Here is a 20,802-nt window from a genome sequence, read left to right on the forward strand (position 1 = left end):
TCCTTATGTACGATAACAAGCATTTATTTTCACATATTCATAACTTAAGTCGCAGCCCCAAGCTGATCCCGTTTCATCTCCTAAATTTAAACACGCATCAATTTTTATTTCATGTTCTTGTAATTTCTTTTTCATTTCCTCTTCGCAAAACATTTGAGGCTCACTATTTTTTAATACGGCGATAGATTGAAGAGTGATATCAATTGTATTTGGGTTAATAGTTACTTCACTCTGTCCAATACTACTAATAATTCGTCCCCAATTTGGATCCTCACCATATATCGCTGTTTTCACAAGACTTGAACCGACTATTTGTTTTGCAATTTGCTTTGCTTCTTCATTTGTTCTAGCCCCTAACACGTTTACTTCTATTAACTTCGTAGCACCTTCACCATCTTGTGCAATTTTTTTCGCTAAATCTTCACATACCTTTTGTAAAGCAAATACGAAAGTTTCCCAGTCCTTATGTTCCATATCCATCGTTTTCGTTTCTGATAATCCACTTGCCATAACGATAACCATATCATTTGTAGACGTATCTCCGTCCACCGTAATTTGATTAAACGTATGATTCGTAATTTGTGATAATGCTGTTTGCAGTATTTCATGCTCTATATTTGCGTCTGTTGTAATAAAACTAAGCATCGTTGCCATATTCGGGTGGATCATCCCTGAACCTTTTGCGACCCCAGCAATGGTCACTGCTTCCCCATCAATTATCATCTCATAGCACGTTTCTTTCGTTATAAGATCCGTCGTTAAAATCGCTTCAGAAAAAGTACGTGCTTTACTTACTTCCTTCGTCGGTATAAGAGTTGCAACTCCCTTTCGAATTATATCCATCGGTAAAGGAACACCAATTACACCTGTTGAAGCTACTGCAATGTAATTTTCTTTCATTCCAAAATGTTCCGCCCCTAATGCACGCATCTCGTACGCATCTTGTAACCCTTTCATTCCTGTACAAGCATTTGCATTTCCACTATTGACGATAATTGCTTGCAATTTCCCCTCAGCTGCTATACTGTCTTTCGTTACTTGCAGCGGGGCTGCTTGTATTTGATTTGTTGTATAGACGGCGGCGCATGATGCTGGCACTTCACAAATGATTACACCTAAATCCCTTTTTTCTTTTTTCAAACCATTTGCAGTACCGATTGCAGAAAAGCCTTTTGGCGTTACAATTGAACCATTTTCTAATTTTGTAATAGACTCTACTTTAATCATCATGTCCCCCTTATAGATAAAGCGGCATATGTTGTAAACCTGTTGTTTCTTCTAGTCCCGCTACTATATTTGCATTTTGAATCGCTTGCCCAGCCGCACCTTTCATCATATTGTCTATAACAGAAACGACTGTCACTCTTCCTGTTCTTTCATCATAAGCTATCCCCATATCACAATAATTTGAGCCCCTCACTTCTTTTGGACTTGGAAATTCTCCTTGCGTGCGAATTCGAATAAAAGCCGATTGTTCATACGTTTCTTCATATAATTTTTGAAGTTGTGCTATCTTCATTTCTCGTTTCACTTTCGCATAAAGTGTAACCATAATCCCCCGTGATATCGGTATTAAATGTGTACTAAACGTGATTGGATTCGTTTCCCTATTCCCCTCTGCAATCATTTGCTCAATCTCAGGAACGTGTTGATGCTCATTTACTTTATAAATGTGCAAGTTATCGTATAGCTCAGGAAAATGAATCATTGTTGTTGGCGTTTTACCCGCTCCAGATACTCCTGATTTGGCATCAATAATAATTGAACCTTCTTCAATCATGCCGCTACGTACTAACGGCAATATCGCTAATAATGCAGCTGTAGCAAAACATCCTGGGTTGGCAATTAAATTTGCATTTTGAATCTCGGACCTTTTCCATTCACTTAATCCATATACCGCTTTCCTAAGAACTTCTTCTTTTGCAGCTGCCCTTTTATACCACTGTTCATATGTCGAAGGATCTTTCATACGAAAGTCTCCAGATAAATCAATTACTTTTAAACCTACTGCTAATAATTTCGGAGTTAACTCTGCGGATACTCCTGCTGGGGTTGCTAAAAATACAATTTCTGCTTTCTTCTCTATTTCCTCCGCATCAATTTCTTGTAACGTATGGACAAGAACATTTTGAAAATGCGGATATACATTTGTTATACACTCGCCAACTTGCGAAAAAGAATGGAGAGATGCTATCGAAAAATATGGATGTTGCTCTAATAACCGAATTAACTCAATACCTCCATACCCAGTAGCTCCAATAATCGCGACTTTCATATGCTCCTCCTCTATCGATTCTTTAAATTAAGTATGATTATAATATTGTATATTTATAGAGTCAATTAAATATTTATTAATTTCGCAAACTTAAAAAACTTAATTTTACTAGAAAAATAATATGCACAACCGATTTTTTATACAAAAACAGTGTATAATAGTTTTTTCATTTCACTTCAAGTACAATAAAACAATACATGTATACATGCAGGCGGGGGAAAACATGAATGAAAAATTAATTGAGAAAATGATTACAAAAAGTTTTCGGCAATATCAATGTAATCCTGTTTCAAAAGAGGATCAGGAAATGCTAATTAAACATATTCAAACGATAATTCATTCAAATACTGAAATTGATGTATACGAGGCAGTTGAGGATATCGTTTACGATTATGTGACTGGAAAATAAAAAAATAGGAGATTTCCATATGGAAATCTCCTATTTTTTACTTAATGATTTGCCTGCAACACGTTCAAATAAACCTGGGAATAATGCGTAGAGCTTTGGCCCAATTCCCATCCACTTCGGCAAGTTTACTTCACGTTTTTTCGTTTGCATCGCCTTTACGATTTGTTCTGCTACATATGTTGGTTTTAACATGTAACGTCCCATATTTTTTACGTATGTACCTGATTGATCAGCTATTTCAAAAAAGTTCGTATCTATCGGTCCTGGATTAATTGCTGTTACAAAAACATTTGTATTAGATAACTCCATGCGTAAACTATTTGTAAATCCTAATACAGCATGTTTCGTTGCAGCATAAGCACTAGACTTCGGAGTTGCAATTTTTCCAGCTAATGAAGCAATGTTAATAATTTGCCCTTCGTTCTTTTTTACCATATAAGGTAATACCGCTTTCGTACAAGCTACTAATCCAAATACGTTTACTTGAAACATATCCTTTACTTCATCCATTGATGCATCTTCAAACGTTTTAAAAATACCAAATCCCGCATTGTTTACCAATATATCAATACGTCCTACTTCTTGTAATACCTTTGAAAAAACAGATTGTACTTTCGTTTCTTCACTTACATCTAATACATAGTAATAGCAAGGCGTATTATAAGTTGCTTTAATTTTGTCTGCTAATGCTTGTAGCTTCTCTTCTGTTCGAGCCATTAATACTGGCGTCGCCCCTTGCTCCGCAACCTGCATTGCAACTTGCTCCCCAATTCCACTAGAAGCACCTGTAATGACGATTACTTTTTCTCGTAAACGTCCCGTCATTGCTGTCACCTACTTTGCATAATAAATCAATTGTTGTGAGGATTCATCAATCACCACTTGTTGATTATATGCTAAAAAATCTAATTGTCCAACAGTTTCTGAGATAGTAAGTGGCAATTGCTCTTTATATAATACCGGAAATAGTTTTACACATACTTCAAATGCTGTCATTGGTTTTTCCTTTAATAGTTCAAGTACTTTAAAAGCACGTATCTCTTGCTTTTGTAACCTTGTTTCAATAAGTTGTTTCACATTCAGAACATCTTCCCCATGCCCTGATAAAATACGTGAAATATTCATTTCACTTAAACGTTTTAACGTTTGATTGTACTGCAATAAAGGACGCGCTCTTTCTGTTTGCCCTTCATATGGTGGTTCTAATATTGGATTTGAAGAAATATGACTAATGAGAGCATCCCCACCAATTAATATTCCATCAGATTCTCTATATAATGAAATATGAGTGGAAGCATGACCCGGGGTTTCAATCACTGTAAATCCAGGTAACGAATCTATACGATCTCCCTCTCTCACGGTATGTGTTAACGATCTATTACAAGAATATTTAAGTGTCTTCGTCGTCAATAACGCCTCACCATTCAGAAATACTGCTGGAACGCCGAACTGCAAGGCTGTCTCTTTAAAAAATTCATGATACCTCTTTAAAAATTCAGCATTCTGTGTAATCCACGGTTCATTCCAAGGATGTCCGATAATCTTTACTTTTTCAGAAAATGTATTTAAAAGTCCGCAATGATCCGCATGGTGATGCGTAATCACTACCGTTTCAATATCTTCTATCTTATACCCTAATGCACCTAATTGGCTTTCTAATGCCTTCTTTGCTTCTTCTGTATTTGTCCCTGTATCAATTAACGTTAATGTTTCTCCCTCAACTAAAAACACATTCACTGTCTCAACTGCAAATGGAACAGGAATCTCCATTCGATGAATCGCCGTCATGCTTAGCCCCCCCTGTCTTTTTCCGGTTCAAAAATGAATACCTCTTCAGTTTACAACTTCCCTATAAATTTGTCATTATTTTCAGATAAAAAGAGGTGTTTTCCATTAAAAAACGAATATATGTACATTTATAAGTATTTCTAACCAAATTTAAAGGAGGCACATCATGTCTATGCAAAACATTTCCTTTCTCGGTGCAGGCTCTATTGCCGAAGCGATTATTGGTGGTTTATTAAACGCAAATGTCGTTAAGGGAGAACATGTCACTGTAAGTAATCGCTCTAACGAGACAAGATTACAGGAGTTACATAAAAAATACGGTGTCAAAGGTACACATAATAAAAAGGAATTACTTGCTGATGCAAATATTCTTTTTCTAGCTATGAAGCCAAAAGATGTCGCAGAAGCGATTATTCCTCTTAAAGAATACATAAATAATGACTTGCTTATTATTTCGTTATTAGCAGGTGTTTCTACTCATTCGATTAGAAACCTACTTCAAAAAGACGTTCCGATTATTCGTGCAATGCCAAATACATCTGCAGCCATTTTAAAATCCGCCACCGCTATCTCACCTTCAGAACACACAACGGAGGAACATATTCGCATTGCAACATCGTTATTCGAAACGATTGGTCTCGTCTCTGTTGTAGAAGAAGAAGATATGCATGCTGTAACTGCATTATCCGGAAGTGGACCAGCTTATATTTATTACCTGGTAGAGGCAATGGAAGAGGCAGCAAGAAAAATTGGTTTAAAAGAAGATGTTGCAAAATCTCTTATTCTTCAGACGATGATTGGTGCTGCTGAAATGCTAAAAGCAAGCGAAAAACACCCTTCTATTTTGCGAAAAGAAATTACTTCTCCTGGTGGAACAACTGAAGCAGGTATTGAAGTATTACAGGAGCATAATTTTCAACAAGCATTAATCTCATGTATTACACAAGCAACGAAACGATCACACGATCTTGGAAAAACATTAGAAAAAATAGCAAAAGAAAAATAAAAACGGAGCTCAACTTTATTTGAGCTCCGTTTTTACTTTAATCATATGATATGCTTTTAGTTATTACTCTTACCAAAAATTTCTTCTTGCAAACGACGACCTGTTGGTGTTGCCGCAAGTCCACCTTCTGCTGTTTCACGAAGTGCTACTGGCATCGTTTGTCCAATTCTAAACATCGCCTCAATGACTTCATCACATGGAATTGTACTAGTTACACCAGCTAATGATAAATCAGCTGAAATCATGGCATTCGCAGCTCCTGCTGCATTACGTTTTACACAAGGTACTTCTACAAGCCCTGCAACAGGATCACATACTAAACCAAGCATATTCTTTAATGAAATCGCCATCGCTGTAGCTGCTTGATCTTGTGTTCCACCAGCCATCTCAACTGCTGCTGCCGCTGCCATTCCACTTGCTGAACCTACTTCAGCTTGGCAACCTCCTGCAGCGCCGGAAATACAAGCATTATTCGCAACAACCATACCGAAAGCTCCTGCTGTAAATAAAAATTCAATCATTTCTTCACGTGTAGGCTGTAATTTTTCTTTAAGTGCAAACAGTACACCTGGCACTGTTCCAGCAGAACCTGCTGTTGGTGTTGCACAAATGATTCCCATCGCTGCGTTTACTTCATTTGTCGCAACCGCTTTACTCACTGCGTCCAAAATTGTATCCCCAGATAAGCCTTTTCCGCTCTTCATATACTCTCGAACTTTCACAGCATCACCGCCAGTTAAACCCGTCGGTGATTTTACACCACGAATACCACGTTCTACTGCTTGTTCCATCACGACTAAGTTCTTTTCCATACCAGCAATTACTTCTTCACGTGAAATACGTCTTGTATCCATTTCACATTGAATCATAATTTCTGCGATTTTTACATTTTGCTCTTTAGCTTGCGCCACTAGTTCCGCTGCGTTCCGAAACATGGTGTTTCCCCCCTGCAATTAATCCATAATAGTTACTTGGCAAATATTTTGTTGTCCATTTATTTCTTCAATCACTTCATCTGCTAATAATTCATCTGTTTCAATGACCATAAGCGCTCTTCTTCCTTTTTCTTTACGAGAAACACTCATTGTACTAATGTTAATCTCATGCTTAGCAAGGATTGAAGCTACAGCTGCGATAGCACCAAAGCGATCGTTATTTACAATAAGTAGTGCTGGACTCGTGCCTGTTAATTGAAGATCGAATCCGTTTAATTCTACAACTTCAATTTTACCGCCACCAATTGAGCAAGCAACAACTTCAATTTCCTCTTCACCTTTATACAGACGAATTTTCGCTGTATTTGGATGCGGAGCATTTGCATCTTCTTCAATAAATTCCACTTCAATCCCGCGTTCTTTTGCAATATCTAACGCACTTGGAATACGTAAATCATCTGTTTCAAATCCTAGTATTCCACCGATTAGCGCTACATCGGTACCGTGACCACGGTATGTTTTTGCAAATGAACCATATAATGAAATGCTAACTCTCTCTGGCTCATGACGAAACAGCTGACGAGCAACTTGCCCCATTCTTGCCGCGCCTGCTGTATGTGAACTTGATGGACCAATCATAACCGGACCAATAATATCAAACACTGAGCGGTACTTCATCATAACTCCCCCTAAACCTCTATGAAAATTTTTTCTACTATTCTATTAAGCTGCCACATCTGTTGCTTTTCCAGCCGTACCACGAATTTGCTCCGCTGTACGAATTGGATAGTTTTTGAATAGCAGTGAACCAATATATCCTGAACTAATACCAGATACCATAATACATAATACATAATAAGCTTAACGTTACTTTCATTGGATCATTAAATCTAATCCTTCTGGTACACGTTTTTCAATTTGTTTTACTAAAAATGATATAAGATAACCAGCAATAAAGCCTGGTAGCAATCCAAAGTTTAACACAGAAGCCATTACAAGCATAGCATAAACAGGTGATACACCCATTGCTAATGCAACTAAAGTTGCACCGGCTACTCCGCCTAGACTACCTGCTGATTGTCCAACCTCTTTTAAAAATGGTATACCAATTAAATCTCCATGATGCCCTCTCCCTTTTTAGTCAATTTCGTTTGTTACGAAAAATGGCTAAAACGCACGCTGTAACTTACTATAAATTATAATGTGCCCTCATTATAGCTTGTTTTTTATGAAACGCTTACTTTTATTGAATTTTAAAATTTCTGAATAAAAATCCGTTTTTCCTATTTGTATCACTTGTATGTCGTCCTACTTATATAACAGTTTTTCTAAATAATCGATATTATATATTTTTATCCTATATCTCTAAACCATTACAACTTTCTGTGTTATCCAATATAAATATAAAATGATAACAGTTTTAGTAAAAAAAAATTTTATTATAAATAAAAAAAATGGCAAACATATGTCACCATTTTTTTGAACATTACTTTTCTACTGGAAATGATTTCAAATCCATCGCGATTTCTGTATTAGAAAATAACTCTCTTGCTTCTTTCAGCAATTCCTTATATGTATCTCCTTGATAACGAGAACTAATATGTGTCAATATTAATCGCTTTACATTTGCATTTAATGCAATACGCGCAGCTTGTTCTGTTGTTGAATGGAAATAGTCATGTGCTTGCTGTTCATCTTCTGCCGCAAAAGTCGCTTCATGAACAAGTACATCAGCATCTTGCGCAAGCTCTCTACTCGCTTCGCAATATCGTGTATCGCCTAAAATTGTAATAACTCTGCCTTTTTGAGGCGGGCCGATAAAATCTTTTCCATTTAACACTGTGCCATTCTCTAATTCAACTACTTCACCATCTTTTAAGCGTTTAAAAACTGGACCAGGTTTCACACCCATTCCCAGTAACTTATCCACTAAAAGAGCTCCCTGTATATCTTTCTCTACAATCCGATATCCGAAACATTCGATTCCGTGTGATAACCTTTTTGTTTCTACACAGAATTCATTATCCTCAAACACAATACCTTCTTCCGTAATCTCAACGATTTCAAGTGGATATTTAACATGTGTCGTACTTACTAATAATGCTACTTCAATAAATTGTTTAATTCCTTTTGGGCCGTACACTGTTAACGGCGTCGTTCCTCCTTGAAAAGAACGGCTCCCTAATAAACCAGGCAGACCAAAAATATGATCTCCATGTAAATGGGTAATAAATATTTTTTCAATGCGTCTTGGGCGTACAGATGTATGTAAAATTTGATGCTGAGTCGCTTCACCACAGTCAAATAGCCACGTTTGCCCTCGTTCTTCTAGCAATTGTAAGGCGATTGCTGAAACGTTCCTTCCTTTTGAAGGAACACCTGCACCAGTTCCTAAAAATACAAATTCCACTTTCTTTCCTCCAGCTCTTTATATAATCTATCTTTCATCTTACGGAATGTTATTTCAAATGGCAAATTGAATTTACATAACCAATCATCTAGACAACTATATAACACGAACATTACAAATAAAAAACTTAACAATCGTTCGTGTTTTGTAGTAGAATAATACTATCACATTTAAAGGGAGCGTTTTATTATGAAAGAAGTATTTCGTTTACAAACTGATTTTTCATCTTCATTTGACCGCTGGGTAAGTTCTTTCGTTTCTGATCACCCAGCACAACTAGAGTGGACTACTTTAAAAGAATTAATTCATGAATATACAACATCACATACAAATGAGACGTTGCCATCATATATTTCTTCCGCTTTAACATATTACGCACAACGCGTTTCAACAACAAACAGTTCAGAGATTGTCATTTTTGAAAATCCTACAATCTCGTAATCTATAAAAAAAGCACTGTAATCAGTGCTTTTTTTTATGTTCATTAATTTTAAATTTTCACATCTTACTTCATACTATATACCAATCATAAATCTATTTAATTTTTCAAAAAACAGATTAAAAAGATATTGACACTACGATTTCACAGTGCTAACATTCAACATGTAATTGAATATGGTCTCTGTTAGGTGAGGCTCCTGTATAGAGAAACGCTGCTGCCCAAAAATGTCGAGAGACGCCAATGGGTCAACAGGAAAGGTCGGAATGAAGGCCTTTCTTAACGTAGCTGGTTTCAGTACCTATGCTATACAGTGCTAAAACTCAACGAGGGAGAGGTGCGTATGTTTTGTCATACACAAAAACTGTTTTTATCTATGTTTAATAACAGTCTTTGTTGTTGACTCTTTTTGACTGCGAATTCAGACCTTTACTCGTTTTGAGTAAAGGTCTTTTTTATATCTTTATGCACCTTACTATGAAACAAACATAGCATATTCAGAAACTATTAAATTGTACGGAGGTGAGGAACAGTGGCAAGTGATGATTCGGCCCAGATACCCATATGTTTTACGTTAATATTTCACCATGTAGGTAGGAAAGAAGCTGTTCCTCCCTGTTTAAAATAGTCGAGTAACAGATTGTTTCCTCCTTCATGAAAAGGAGGAACTACCAATGTTAAATTTACAAAGACAAGAAACGAAGCATGCTTACGATCAAGATAGCATGAAAGCAAATAACGAATTATTAGTGGAAGTTGCAACACAGGATGTATACTCTGCGTTAAAACTCTTAGAAACAACACAAGATGGACTCTCTAAACAAGAAGCGTCTCGTAGACTTTCTTTATATGGTCCGAACGAAATCGCTCATAATAAAACATTGCCGTGGTACATTCAATTTCTGCTGGCATTTAAAAATCCATTTATTTTTGTTTTATTAGCTCTTGGAGCACTCTCGTTTTTCACAGATGACATACAAGGAACAATTGTCGTATCTGTAATGGTACTGCTAAGTGCAACGATTCGCTTTCTACAAGAATTCCGCTCTCAGAAAGCGGCAGATAAGTTAAAGGCTATGGTTCGAACAACCGCGAGTGTCTTTAGAATAGATGGATTTATACATGAAACAAAAAACATAACCAATTTAAACCGTAATCATACAATGGAAATTCCAATTGAAGAACTTGTTCCTGGCGATATTATTTCACTTTCAGCCGGTGATATCGTTCCAGCTGATGTGCGGATTTTATCCGCTAAAGATTTATTTGTTAATCAATCTTCTTTAACAGGGGAAGCACTTCCTGTAGAAAAATACGAGAACTGCTACCATACGGAAAATAAACATATATTACCGAAAAACATGAAAAAAAATTACAATCCGCTCGATATGGAAAACCTTTGCTTTATGGGTACAAATATTGTTAGCGGTAGCGCAAAAGCTGTTGTTGTTTCAACTAGTACGGATACGTATTTCGGCTCTTTAGCAAATAAGGTTATCGGAAAACGTGCAGAAACAAGCTTTGATAAAGGCGTGAACAAAGTAAGTTGGCTCTTAATCACATTTATGCTTATTATGGCACCCATTGTCCTTCTCATTAATGGATTTACAAAAGGAGATTGGCAAGAAGCTTTCTTCTTTGCTATTGCCGTTGCAGTTGGTCTTACACCTGAAATGTTACCAATGATTGTAACTGCTAATTTAGCTAAAGGTGCCGTGAACATGTCTAAACAAAAAGTAATTGTAAAACAGCTAAACTCAATTCAAAACTTAGGTGCTATGAACATCCTTTGCACGGATAAAACTGGAACTTTAACAGAAGATAAAGTCGTCCTTGTTCGTCATTTAGATCCTAACGGAAATGAATGCAATCGCGTCTTACAATTTGCGTATTTAAATAGCTTCTACCAAACTGGATTGAAAAATTTAATAGATAAAGCTGTCATTGAACATACAGAGGAAAACCATAAGTTTGATCCATCAACTTTTCAAAAGCTAGATGAAATTCCATTCGATTTCGCTCGTCGCCGCATGTCTGTTATCGTGAAAGATATTTCAGGTGAACAGACAATGGTTTGTAAAGGTGCCGTAGAAGAAATTTTATCAATTTGTAATTACACTGAAGTGGATGGGCAAATTGTCCCTCTTACTGAAGAAATGAGAGCAAATGTAAAACATCTTAGCGAAACTTTAAACAGTGAAGGAATGCGTGTCATCGCTGTAGCATACAAGAAAGATAACAAACCTTATCATAAAGCTTATGCAGTACAAGATGAATCCGCTATGATCCTTACTGGATATATCGGCTTTTTAGATCCGCCTAAACCATCTGCTGCTTCTGCAATTCAAGCATTGCATAAACACGGCGTACAAGTAAAAATCTTAACGGGCGATAACGAAATTGTTACAAGAAAAGTTTGTAAAGAAGTGGGATTAAATATAGGTGAGCCTGTCCTCGGTTACGAAATTGATTCTTTACCAGATAAAGCATTAGCGAAACTAGCAGAAGAAACCACAGTGTTCGCAAAACTAAATCCAATGCAAAAGTCCCGCATCATTCGTGTATTGCAAGGTAATGGTCATACTGTAGGTTATATGGGGGATGGTATTAACGATGCCGTTGCACTACGTGATGCTGATGTTGGAATATCTGTTGATACTGCTACTGACATTGCAAAAGAATCTTCCGATATTATTCTACTTGAAAAAAGTTTAACTATATTAGAAGCAGGTATTTTAGAAGGACGCACTACTTTCGGCAATATTTTAAAATATATAAAAATGACAGCTAGCTCTAACTTCGGAAATGTATTTAGTGTATTAGTGGCAAGTGCTTTCATTCCATTCTTACCGATGCTTGCAATTCATCTATTAATTCAAAACTTACTTTATGATATTTCACAGCTTTCAATTCCATGGGATAAAATGGATAAGGAATTTTTAGAGAAGCCTAGAAAATGGGATACTGCAAACTTGCGTAACTTCATTATTTGCATCGGTCCAATTAGCTCTATATTCGATATTATCACATTCGTTGTCATGTGGAATGTATTCGGTGCAAATACACCTGGAGAACAATCACTATTCCAATCAGGTTGGTTTGTCGTTGGGCTACTAACTCAAACATTAATTGTCCATATGATTAGAACACAGAAAATTCCGTTCATTCAAAGTACAGCATCAATACCAGTTCTTTTATTAACCGCTTGTATTATGGCAATCGGAATTTATATTCCATTCTCACCACTTGGTGCAGCAATTGGTTTACAAGCATTACCACTAAGCTACTTCCCGTGGCTCATAGGAATATTATTAGGTTATGCTTCCTTAACACAATTCCTGAAAAAACTTTATATTAAAAAATTTCATAGCTGGTTGTAAAAATGAGAATGAGTGGAGATTCCCCTCTCATTCTTAAAAAATATAACATGTACTTATATGTATGGAGGTGACCATGATGATATGGTATGACATCGTATTAAGGTTATTTATAGCAATTATTGTAGGAGCTTGCATCGGAATGGAAAGACAATGGAGACATCGAATGGCTGGTTTGCGGACAAATGCTCTCGTATCACTTGGCGCCTGTATATTTGTTTTATTATCCGTCATGCTTGATCATGATGCTAGTCCATCACGCATCGCCGCTCAAGTTGTTAGTGGTATTGGCTTTTTAGGAGGCGGTGTTATTATTCGTGACGGTTTTAGTATTAGAGGGTTAAATACAGCAGCAACTTTATGGTGCGCAGCTGCTGTTGGTACTCTTACAGGTGCTGGCTTCCTCGTTGCAGCTATGCTAGGTGCAGCTGGCGTTTTACTAGCAAATATACTGCTTCGCCCAATCGCTCTATTTATGAATAATAAATCAAAAGAAGATTTACCTGAACAAACAAACTACTTACTTTCTCTTACCTGTTTGGAAGAAAATGAAGCGCATATTCGTTTTCTTCTCATGCACATGGTAAGTTCAGAAGGTATCGGTTTAAAAGAATTGTACAGTGAAGACGTTGATTCTAACCAAAAAGTATGTATACAGGCTACTTTACATTGCAATACAAATACAGCTATCTTAATTGAAAAAATAGTAAGTAGAATGCTTTTAGAATCTGGTGTTACTGCCGCGGGGTGGAAGACAACACTAGACTTAGAAGCAAGTTAAATCATAAAAGTGTCATGAATAAAAAAGAAGGTTTAATATTCATTAATCTGTACCCTTTGTAAAGGACATTTTAAAAAAAGTTAGGCGGCATCAAGAAGATGATTTCTGTATTCAACAGGAGTCATCTTCTTTAAATTCCATTGATATCTATGCTGATTATAGTATTTCATATAGTCTTTAATTTCTTGTTTTAACTGAGGGAAAGACGTACAAGTTTTTATGTGTGCTTCATCTTTAAAGTGCCCGAAAAAAGATTCTTGAGGGGCATTATCCCAACAGTTTCCTCGTCTTGACATAGATTGTCCCAGCTTTAATTTTTTGACTAATTTTTGATAAGTAGGACTTGTGTAATGAGCTCCTTGATCTGAATGAATATAGGCACCTTCCGTTAATCGCACTCTCTTATTCTTCTTTAGTTTGTGAAGAGTCGTCGTTGCGATATCTAGTGTAAGTCGTTCTGAAACATGATACGCCAAAATTTCATTTGTGGACCCGTCTAGAATGGTAGATAAATATCCTTTCTGATTCTTACCATAAAACAGGTATGTGATATCTGTCAGAAGTACCTTTCCAGGTGTACCTTGCCTGAATTCTCGCTTTAATTGATTCGGTACCACGAAGTGTTCTTTCGTCGCTTTCAACATTCTTTTATAGGGATTCGCTTTACGAATGGGACAGATTATCCCATATTTTTTCATGATTCTACGGATACGTTTCAAATTGTAGACAACTTGAAATTGACCCGCCAATGTCATTTTGATTTGACGCGCCCCTTTCTTTCGATTTTTAAATTGAAATGCCTTTAATATGAGTTTCTTCACCACTTCATCTTGATGTATTCTTTCTTCTCGCCTACTTTGAGAAGTGGTGGAAAAATAATTATAGTATCCAGAACGCGAAACACCTGCAATTTTACACAAATATCTCACCATATTTTTTAGGCTATATTTTCCAATAATAGAACGAATTAATAGGTACTTTTGACTAGGTTGTAACGTTATTTTTTTCCCATCCTCCCTTCCATAAATTTGATCTTTTTTAACAGCTCATTTTCAGCTTTTAATAAGTTTCGTTCCGCTTCCAAACGTGCATATTTCTCTTCTAATGTAAGCTCTCTTTCTAGCTTTCTTCCCGAGTTTTCCTTACGTGTATCTCTTAAACCAAACACACCATTTTCCTTATAGGAAGTACGCCATCTATTTCCTGATGACACAGCACGTTGTAGACCGATGATGTCTATATCAAATCCACATTCTTCAAAAATAATACGAGGTGGTTTTCCCTTTTCATTTTCTTCAATAAAGATACGTTTAAATTCATCTGTGTAGGTAATGCCTTTCTCACTTACAGATTTTACGTATGGATTCTTCGATAGGTTTTGTGTTTCCTTTGTGGTGAATAATTTTTTTGTCATTCTGAATGTTCTCCGATTCTAATTTTCTTCTTATTATACAAGAAATACCCTATCGAATAGACTTTTTTAAGTGTCTATTCGATAGGGTACAGTTTACATGACACCTTCTTTTTTATTTTCAAGTCATTAGCAACTGCTAGGAATAACTAAAAGTAATCCATACTCTTTCAATCTTTTTGTTTCAACTTAGTATGGAGCTAAAAAAGGATTTGACCGCTTCTATGTATGGCCGGATCTTCTCTTCCATCTAAAAAAGAAGGGTTTATATTCATAACAACTTCTACATAAACTTATTTTCTAATTTTTGCTGAAACGACTTCTCTTGCTTACGCAATAATTGACTACCTCGCTGTAAAAGAGGTGTTCCGTACTTATCATTAATTTGATCAATAACAGCAAGTAACGGCTCTTCTTTCGCATCTTCTTCAAATGAAAACAAATCTAACTGTTTCACTGATTCTGTCTTCCACTCTAATTCAGTAGCTGTAACACCTAACAAACGAACAGAATCACCATCCCAGTGTTGCTTCCATAAACGTGATGCTGCTTGGAAAATAACCCGTTCTTCCCATATTGCATTTTTCAATTGTTTACTCCGTGTTACTGTGCGACGATCATGGTATTTAATCATAATTTGAATGTTATAACTAACGAGAGTTCGTTTTTGTAGCCTTTTGCTTACTGATTTCGATAATCTTTCTAACATATCAAGTAATTCTTTTTCTTCGTCCATATCCTTTGAGAAAGTCATAGAATTTCCAACGCTTTTATGTTGTCCCATTTGATTCGGATCAACTTCCCTGTCATCCATACCTTTTGCACGTTTTTGTAAATCAACACCGTGCTTTCCAATTTTAGCGCGAATGATATGCTCGTCTCCTTTTGCTAACTGTTCAATTGTATGTATATGAATGTCTTTTAGTTTTTCAGCTGTTTTCTCTCCGATTCCATGCATCTCTGCAACTGATCGTGGCCAAATAATTTCTGGGATATCACGTTTTCGAAGTACTGTAATACCAAGAGGTTTTTTCATATCTGAAGCAGTCTTTGCTAGGAAAAGGTTTGGGGCAATTCCAATGCTACATGGCAGCTGTAACTCTGTTATTAACGCTTGTTGAATCATCTTCGCTATTTCAAGAGGCGAACCGAGCGCATAGCAATCTGTAATATCTAAATACCCTTCATCTATAGAAAACGGTTGTATTTTTTCTGTAAAACGGGAAAGAATTTGAAACATTTGAAATGAAGCTTCCCGATATAATGTAAAATTAGGGTGCCTCACAACTAATTGCGGGCATAATCGCTTCGCTTCCCATAGAGGCATCGTCGTACGTATTCCATATTCTCTCGCCTCATAACTACATGTTATGATAATTCCTTTTCTCTCTTTTTCATTCCCCGCAATCGCTAATGGCTTTCCTTGTAATGATGAGTCATGAGCAATTTCAACAGATGCGAAAAAACAATTCATATCTACATGTAAAATAACACGACCATTTTTCGGATACATTTCTCGCATAATACTCACCCCTTTCAAAGAACGTTTGTTCTTTCATTATATCAAATTCATGTACAATATAATAATTACTTATTCCTTTTATCCTTATTTTTGCTATACTTTATATGAACTATGGATATTATTGTAAAAGGAGTGATCTATTGTGAAATCAAATGGTAAACTCAACTATACATTTCTCATTATTATATTAGTCCTCTTAATTAATTATTTATTACTTCCTATTTTTGATATAAACGTAGCAGGGCTCCTTCCACGTTTACTAAGTATCGTAACAACCTATATACTGCCATGGATTTTCCTATATTGGCTTATCCGCCTTGTGAAAGCAATTGAATCAAAATAAAAAAAGACGTGTAAACCATAATTGGTTCACACGTCTTTTTGACTTTATTACTTACTTCGCTACTTCTTCGATAATAGCTACAACTAATTCTGCTGTTTTCGCTAATTCTTCAACAGGAATTTTTTCATTTGTTGTATGAATTTCTTCATAACCAACTGCTAAGTTAACTGTTGGGATACCATGTCCTGCGATTACGTTCGCATCACTTCCGCCACCACTTTGGTGAAGAGAAGGCGTACGACCGATGTTTTCAGCTGCACGTTTCGCAACTTCTACAACGTGATCGCCAGCAGCAAACTTAAATCCTGGATACATAACGTTTACTTCAACGTCTGCATGACCACCCATTTCTTTTGCAGTTGTTTCAAATGCTTCTTTCATTTTTGCAACTTGTGCTTCCATTTTCTCATTTATTAAAGAACGAGCTTCTGCAAAGATTTGAACATGATCGCAAACGATATTTGTTTGTGTACCACCTTCAAAACGTCCAATATTTGCAGTTGTTTCAGAATCGATACGACCAAGTGGCATCTTTGCGATTGCTTTTGCTGCGATAGTAATTGCAGATACACCTTTTTCTGGTGCTACGCCAGCATGAGCTGTTTTCCCGCGAATAATCGCATTCACTTTCGCTTGTGTTGGCGCTGCAACTACAATTTCACCAACTTTTCCATCACTATCTAATGCATAACCATATTTTGCTGTAATACGTTCACGGTCTAACGCTTTTGCACCAATAAGACCAGATTCTTCTCCAACTGTAATAATAAATTCAATTTTACCATGAGGAATGTTTTTCTCTTTTAAGACACGAATCGCTTCAAACATAGATGCTAATCCAGCTTTGTCATCGGCTCCTAAAATTGTAGTACCATCTGATACGATATATCCATCTTTAATAGAAGGCTTAATTCCATTACCAGGAACTACTGTATCCATATGAGAAGTGAAATAAATTGTATCAACACCGTCTTTTGTTGCTGGTAAAGTACAAATTAAGTTACCTGCACCATGACCAGTTACACCCATCGTGTCATCCTCAAATACTTCTACACCTAAAGCAGTAAATTTCTCTGTTAACACTTTGCAAATTTCTGCTTCAAATTTTGTTTCAGAATCTACTTGTACTAACTCCATAAATTCATTTACTAAACGTTCTTGATTAATCATAAGACTGCGCCTCCTGCACTACCATTATGTATGTAACAACATTAATTATAACAGAATTTCGCAAAAGTTTCGAAATACAAGACAAAAAACAGATGGTTAACACATCTAGATACCCATCTGCCTTCTATTACTCGTTTAACAATACCCAGCGCATATGATCTTCCCAGATGCCATTTACCATTAGCATTTTTCGAGATACACCTTCATATTGAAATCCTATCTTCGTCACTACTTGTATAGATGCTAAATTTCGTGGCATAATTGGTGCTTCTATACGATGTAAATGAAATTCTTCAAAGGTAACTTGAATTGCTTTTCTAAGCGCTTCTGTTGTGTAACCTTTATTCAATTCTTCCTTGTCTAATTTATAACTGAGTACACAAGATTGATAAATTCCGCGAACAATTAAATTAAATGATATACAGCCAATTATTTTCGTATCATCACCCTTTTTAAAAATCCATAGCCTGATGATTTTACCTTCTGCAAACTCTTTTCTATCCTTTTGCAACTTTTTCTTTTGATAATCTAATGTAAAAAAATCCTCCGGTCTATACTCTTCCCAAGCTTTTAAAAATTCACGATTTCTGTCGTAATATTGAAGAACTTTTTCAGTATACGACTCATCAATTTCCCTTAAATGTAAACGATTTGTTTCGTATATTTTCATCATTGTATCTCCATTCTTCAGCTTGCATAACAAAAAATTAGTAATCTATCTTTTAACATATTCTCTACGTATGCTCAAATTTCCTGTAATATTTTGCACCCCCTTCCCGAATTTTGTCCTTTCTCTCCCCTTGTCCATAATTTCATTTCTCGTTACAATGAAATTGTACTGATTTGCAAGGAGGTTTAACTATGCATAAAAAAGCTCAAAAAATTATGGTTTATATAATGCTAATTTCTATGCTTGTAACAACATTACTTACTGGCGCAAGTATGTTTTGGTAAAAAGGACGATTCACTCGTCCTTTTTTTACTGCTTACACATACAAAATAGACCATCTCGAAATCGAGATAGTCTATCCTGTATTGAACATTTTATTTTATATATATTACAATTGCTACAATGCTAAAGGAAAAGGCCATTACAAGTGCTATTACAAAACTTGTATATTGTTTCTGCTGAAATGCCCCAATAACAAAAGTAAGATTGAGTAATGCCATAAATACAATCGCTACAACGTAAGAGCATATATTAAAAGTTGCCAATATGAATGTAATAACAAATAGAAAACCAACACAAAACTGCATGTAAGAAATTTTTGGATTTAAATACATATGAGCAACCCCTTTACTCAATTATCTTTATATATTCTCATTAACGCATGGTTATGTACACATGTCAAGACAACTTATAGAAAAGAAAAAAGCCAACCGTTTCGTTGACTTTTCCAAATACTATGGCCCCTTTTTCCTTCGCCAATTGCTGAAATGTTTTTTTCGATTTCACAATCGATACTTTCGTTCCAAGTGGAATACGATCAAACAAATATTCCACATCATGTTTCTTCATTCTTATGCATCCTTGCGAAATATATTTTCCAATTGAACTAGGCTGGTTTGTCCCGTGTATCCCATACTTACTTCCATCCGTTCCTCTTGCATTAAATCCCATCCACCTCGATCCAAGTGGATTTTTTGGAGAGCCCCCAGGAATATCCTTCGCAATATAATACGGATCCTTCGCCTTCAATACAATGTCAAAGGTTCCTTCTGGGGTTAATTCATTTGTTTTCCCTGTCGCTACTGGAAAAACCTTTTGGATCTTCCCATCATCGATGTAAGCTAGTTTATTCGTTGCTTTATTTACAATTATATAAGGATCTCCAGCACGTGGGTTATCACCAAGAGGCCAGATTGGTGATAACGAAAGACATAATAATAAAGAAAGAAGATACGGCATAAATAATTCCTACCTTCTAAATAAGTTCTTTTATATTATCCTTTCCCTTAAAACGACTTTTAATGAGTAAATATTGCTCCATTTCATAAACAAGTTGAACGAGTTTTGCACGTATTTCAAATTCTTCTCGCGAGACTGGTAAAGGCATTTCTCTGAATACTTCTCGCATTTCTTGAAGTTGTCTTAACGAAATAACCCCTGTACTTTCAGGACGAATAGAATTCCCTATATTTTCGATTACGTCTGCAATCATATCAGCTTGTTCATACGTCCAAGATAGTGATGCAGCTAATGGTATCATTCGCTCCAAAATTTCAAATTGTTGCATGCGCATATCAAAATACCGATAATAATAGTCATCTTCACGCATAAACTCATTCTCAAGTTTTTTAAATGATAAATCTTTTGCTTCTTTCAGCATCATTTCTGTTTCAATTAATTCGGCCCCACTCCAATTACTATCTCGATTTCGTAAATAAACGACCATTTCAAACAAAATCGTTCTGAAATGGTCTTCTATTTTCCCTTGATACTCTTTCAGTTTATTCTCACTGCTTGGCATGTACATGTTTACTAATAAAGCGACACTAATTCCAATCGTTAATATAGCAATTTCATTACCAACTATAGACCATGTAATTTGCTTTAATGAATACAGATGCATAACGATAACCGAACTCGTGACAATCCCTTCTTGAATTTTGCACATAACTGCAGTCGGAATAAAGGTAAGCAGTAATACGCTAATCGCAAGTGGTGTGTAACCAATCGTTTCAAAAATACAAAACGCAAACACCATCGATAATACACAAGCTAAAAAACGGTGCAACGATACTTGAACGGATTTTCGTTTCGTATTTTGCACGCATAAAATGACTAAAATACCAGCTGAACTATAAAATTCTAATCCTAATAGCTGAGCAATAAAAACTGCCGCACCCGTTCCAAGCGCTGTTTTCACTGTTCTATATCCAATTTTAAACATATCATTACTCCTATATGTATAAATGTATTTAAAAATAGTATA

The 20,802-nt window shown here is 35.9% G+C and carries 21 protein-coding genes, 1 pseudogene and 1 riboswitch; of the genes and pseudogenes, 7 read left to right on the forward strand and 15 right to left on the reverse strand.

Annotated elements, in window-relative coordinates; genetic code table 11:
* Positions 1–3: 3 nt before the first annotated feature.
* Both argJ and argC read right to left on the reverse strand, forming a co-directional pair.
* Entirely contained in the window at positions 4–1,227 is a 1,224-nt protein-coding gene (gene argJ, locus KPL75_RS07245) for a bifunctional glutamate N-acetyltransferase/amino-acid acetyltransferase ArgJ (RefSeq protein WP_219920042.1), read from the reverse strand.
* A 10-nt stretch (positions 1,228–1,237) separates the two neighbouring features.
* Positions 1,238–2,275, reverse strand: a complete 1,038-nt coding sequence (argC, locus tag KPL75_RS07250; protein ID WP_219920044.1) for an N-acetyl-gamma-glutamyl-phosphate reductase — start codon at positions 2,273–2,275, stop codon at positions 1,238–1,240.
* Between the two features lie 223 nt (positions 2,276–2,498).
* On the opposite strand from argC, the gene KPL75_RS07255 reads away from it, so the two are divergent.
* Positions 2,499–2,684 carry a YqzH family protein gene (locus tag KPL75_RS07255; protein ID WP_002145860.1) on the forward strand — a complete coding sequence of 62 codons (186 nt, stop codon included), beginning with the start codon at positions 2,499–2,501 and terminating at the stop codon, positions 2,682–2,684.
* A 30-nt stretch (positions 2,685–2,714) separates the two neighbouring features.
* Here the strand turns inward: KPL75_RS07255 and KPL75_RS07260 are convergent, their stop codons facing one another.
* The gene (locus KPL75_RS07260; RefSeq protein WP_219920055.1) at positions 2,715–3,509 is read right to left on the reverse strand and encodes an SDR family oxidoreductase; all 795 of its coding nucleotides are present in this window, start codon (positions 3,507–3,509) and stop codon (positions 2,715–2,717) included.
* A gap of 9 nt (positions 3,510–3,518) precedes the next feature.
* The gene (locus KPL75_RS07265; RefSeq protein WP_219920057.1) at positions 3,519–4,472 is read right to left on the reverse strand and encodes an MBL fold metallo-hydrolase; all 954 of its coding nucleotides are present in this window, start codon (positions 4,470–4,472) and stop codon (positions 3,519–3,521) included.
* 166 nt (positions 4,473–4,638) lie between these two features.
* Between KPL75_RS07265 and proI the strand changes: the two genes are divergently transcribed.
* Positions 4,639–5,478, forward strand: a complete 840-nt coding sequence (gene proI / locus KPL75_RS07270; RefSeq protein ID WP_219920059.1) for a pyrroline-5-carboxylate reductase ProI — start codon at positions 4,639–4,641, stop codon at positions 5,476–5,478.
* A gap of 56 nt (positions 5,479–5,534) precedes the next feature.
* Here the strand turns inward: proI and sdaAA are convergent, their stop codons facing one another.
* The 4 genes and pseudogenes from sdaAA to rnz all read right to left on the reverse strand — a co-directional run bounded on the left by sdaAA (position 5,535) and on the right by rnz (position 8,823).
* Positions 5,535–6,413, reverse strand: a complete 879-nt coding sequence (gene sdaAA / locus KPL75_RS07275; protein ID WP_002145856.1) for an L-serine ammonia-lyase, iron-sulfur-dependent, subunit alpha — start codon at positions 6,411–6,413, stop codon at positions 5,535–5,537.
* 18 nt (positions 6,414–6,431) lie between these two features.
* Positions 6,432–7,091: an L-serine ammonia-lyase, iron-sulfur-dependent subunit beta gene (gene sdaAB, locus KPL75_RS07280; protein ID WP_002145855.1), complete on the reverse strand. Its 660-nt coding sequence runs from the start codon at positions 7,089–7,091 to the stop codon at positions 6,432–6,434.
* Positions 7,092–7,295: 204 nt separating this feature from the next.
* Positions 7,296–7,532: pseudogene (locus KPL75_RS07290) on the reverse strand (PTS sugar transporter subunit IIC); the annotation flags it as partial.
* Positions 7,533–7,899: 367 nt separating this feature from the next.
* Complete coding sequence (gene rnz / locus KPL75_RS07295) at positions 7,900–8,823, reverse strand: ribonuclease Z (protein ID WP_016106118.1); 924 nt, start codon at positions 8,821–8,823, stop codon at positions 7,900–7,902.
* Between the two features lie 189 nt (positions 8,824–9,012).
* Between rnz and KPL75_RS07300 the strand changes: the two genes are divergently transcribed.
* The 3 genes from KPL75_RS07300 (at position 9,013) to KPL75_RS07310 (ending at position 13,420) form a co-directional block, all read left to right on the forward strand.
* Positions 9,013–9,264: a DUF3932 family protein gene (locus tag KPL75_RS07300; protein ID WP_219920061.1), complete on the forward strand. Its 252-nt coding sequence runs from the start codon at positions 9,013–9,015 to the stop codon at positions 9,262–9,264.
* Between the two features lie 173 nt (positions 9,265–9,437).
* Positions 9,438–9,603: riboswitch (M-box (ykoK) riboswitch) on the forward strand.
* Between the two features lie 333 nt (positions 9,604–9,936).
* Positions 9,937–12,642, forward strand: a complete 2,706-nt coding sequence (mgtA, locus tag KPL75_RS07305; protein WP_219920063.1) for a magnesium-translocating P-type ATPase — start codon at positions 9,937–9,939, stop codon at positions 12,640–12,642.
* Positions 12,643–12,718: 76 nt separating this feature from the next.
* Positions 12,719–13,420, forward strand: coding sequence for an MgtC/SapB family protein (locus KPL75_RS07310; protein WP_219920065.1), 702 nt, complete (start codon positions 12,719–12,721; stop codon positions 13,418–13,420).
* Between the two features lie 80 nt (positions 13,421–13,500).
* On the opposite strand, the gene KPL75_RS07315 is transcribed toward KPL75_RS07310, so the two are convergent.
* Positions 13,501–14,834, reverse strand: a protein-coding gene (locus tag KPL75_RS07315; RefSeq protein WP_258237012.1) for an IS3 family transposase whose coding sequence is annotated in 2 segments (ribosomal slippage) — positions 13,501–14,447 and positions 14,447–14,834 — 1,335 coding nt in all. Because the reading frame shifts where the segments join, the coding sequence is not laid out codon by codon here.
* Between the two features lie 280 nt (positions 14,835–15,114).
* Positions 15,115–16,353 carry a DNA polymerase IV gene (locus tag KPL75_RS07320; protein ID WP_219920067.1) on the reverse strand — a complete coding sequence of 413 codons (1,239 nt, stop codon included), beginning with the start codon at positions 16,351–16,353 and terminating at the stop codon, positions 15,115–15,117.
* A 142-nt stretch (positions 16,354–16,495) separates the two neighbouring features.
* Between KPL75_RS07320 and KPL75_RS07325 the strand changes: the two genes are divergently transcribed.
* Positions 16,496–16,696: a hypothetical protein gene (locus KPL75_RS07325; RefSeq protein ID WP_002145842.1), complete on the forward strand. Its 201-nt coding sequence runs from the start codon at positions 16,496–16,498 to the stop codon at positions 16,694–16,696.
* Between the two features lie 51 nt (positions 16,697–16,747).
* On the opposite strand, the gene KPL75_RS07330 is transcribed toward KPL75_RS07325, so the two are convergent.
* Both KPL75_RS07330 and KPL75_RS07335 read right to left on the reverse strand, forming a co-directional pair.
* A complete protein-coding gene (locus KPL75_RS07330; RefSeq protein WP_002015107.1) occupies positions 16,748–17,866 on the reverse strand; it encodes a tripeptidase T in 1,119 nt (372 codons plus the stop codon).
* Positions 17,867–17,993: 127 nt separating this feature from the next.
* Positions 17,994–18,539 (reverse strand): GNAT family N-acetyltransferase, encoded by a 546-nt coding sequence (locus tag KPL75_RS07335; protein ID WP_219920069.1) that lies wholly within the window; start codon positions 18,537–18,539, stop codon positions 17,994–17,996.
* 188 nt (positions 18,540–18,727) lie between these two features.
* On the opposite strand from KPL75_RS07335, the gene prli42 reads away from it, so the two are divergent.
* Positions 18,728–18,820 (forward strand): stressosome-associated protein Prli42, encoded by a 93-nt coding sequence (gene prli42 / locus KPL75_RS07340; protein WP_000549036.1) that lies wholly within the window; start codon positions 18,728–18,730, stop codon positions 18,818–18,820.
* Positions 18,821–18,910: 90 nt separating this feature from the next.
* Here prli42 and KPL75_RS07345 read toward each other — a convergent pair whose 3' ends face one another.
* The 3 genes from KPL75_RS07345 to KPL75_RS07355 all read right to left on the reverse strand — a co-directional run bounded on the left by KPL75_RS07345 (position 18,911) and on the right by KPL75_RS07355 (position 20,760).
* The gene (locus KPL75_RS07345) at positions 18,911–19,150 is read right to left on the reverse strand and encodes a DUF3894 domain-containing protein (RefSeq protein ID WP_002088543.1); all 240 of its coding nucleotides are present in this window, start codon (positions 19,148–19,150) and stop codon (positions 18,911–18,913) included.
* Positions 19,151–19,214: 64 nt separating this feature from the next.
* Positions 19,215–19,775, reverse strand: coding sequence for a L,D-transpeptidase (locus KPL75_RS07350; protein WP_219920071.1), 561 nt, complete (start codon positions 19,773–19,775; stop codon positions 19,215–19,217).
* 16 nt (positions 19,776–19,791) lie between these two features.
* Positions 19,792–20,760: an aromatic acid exporter family protein gene (locus KPL75_RS07355; protein WP_002111713.1), complete on the reverse strand. Its 969-nt coding sequence runs from the start codon at positions 20,758–20,760 to the stop codon at positions 19,792–19,794.
* Positions 20,761–20,802 lie beyond the last annotated feature (42 nt).

The sequence above is a fragment of the Bacillus sp. NP247 genome (genome assembly GCF_018966865.1).
Taxonomy (GTDB): Bacteria; Bacillota; Bacilli; order Bacillales; family Bacillaceae_G; genus Bacillus_A.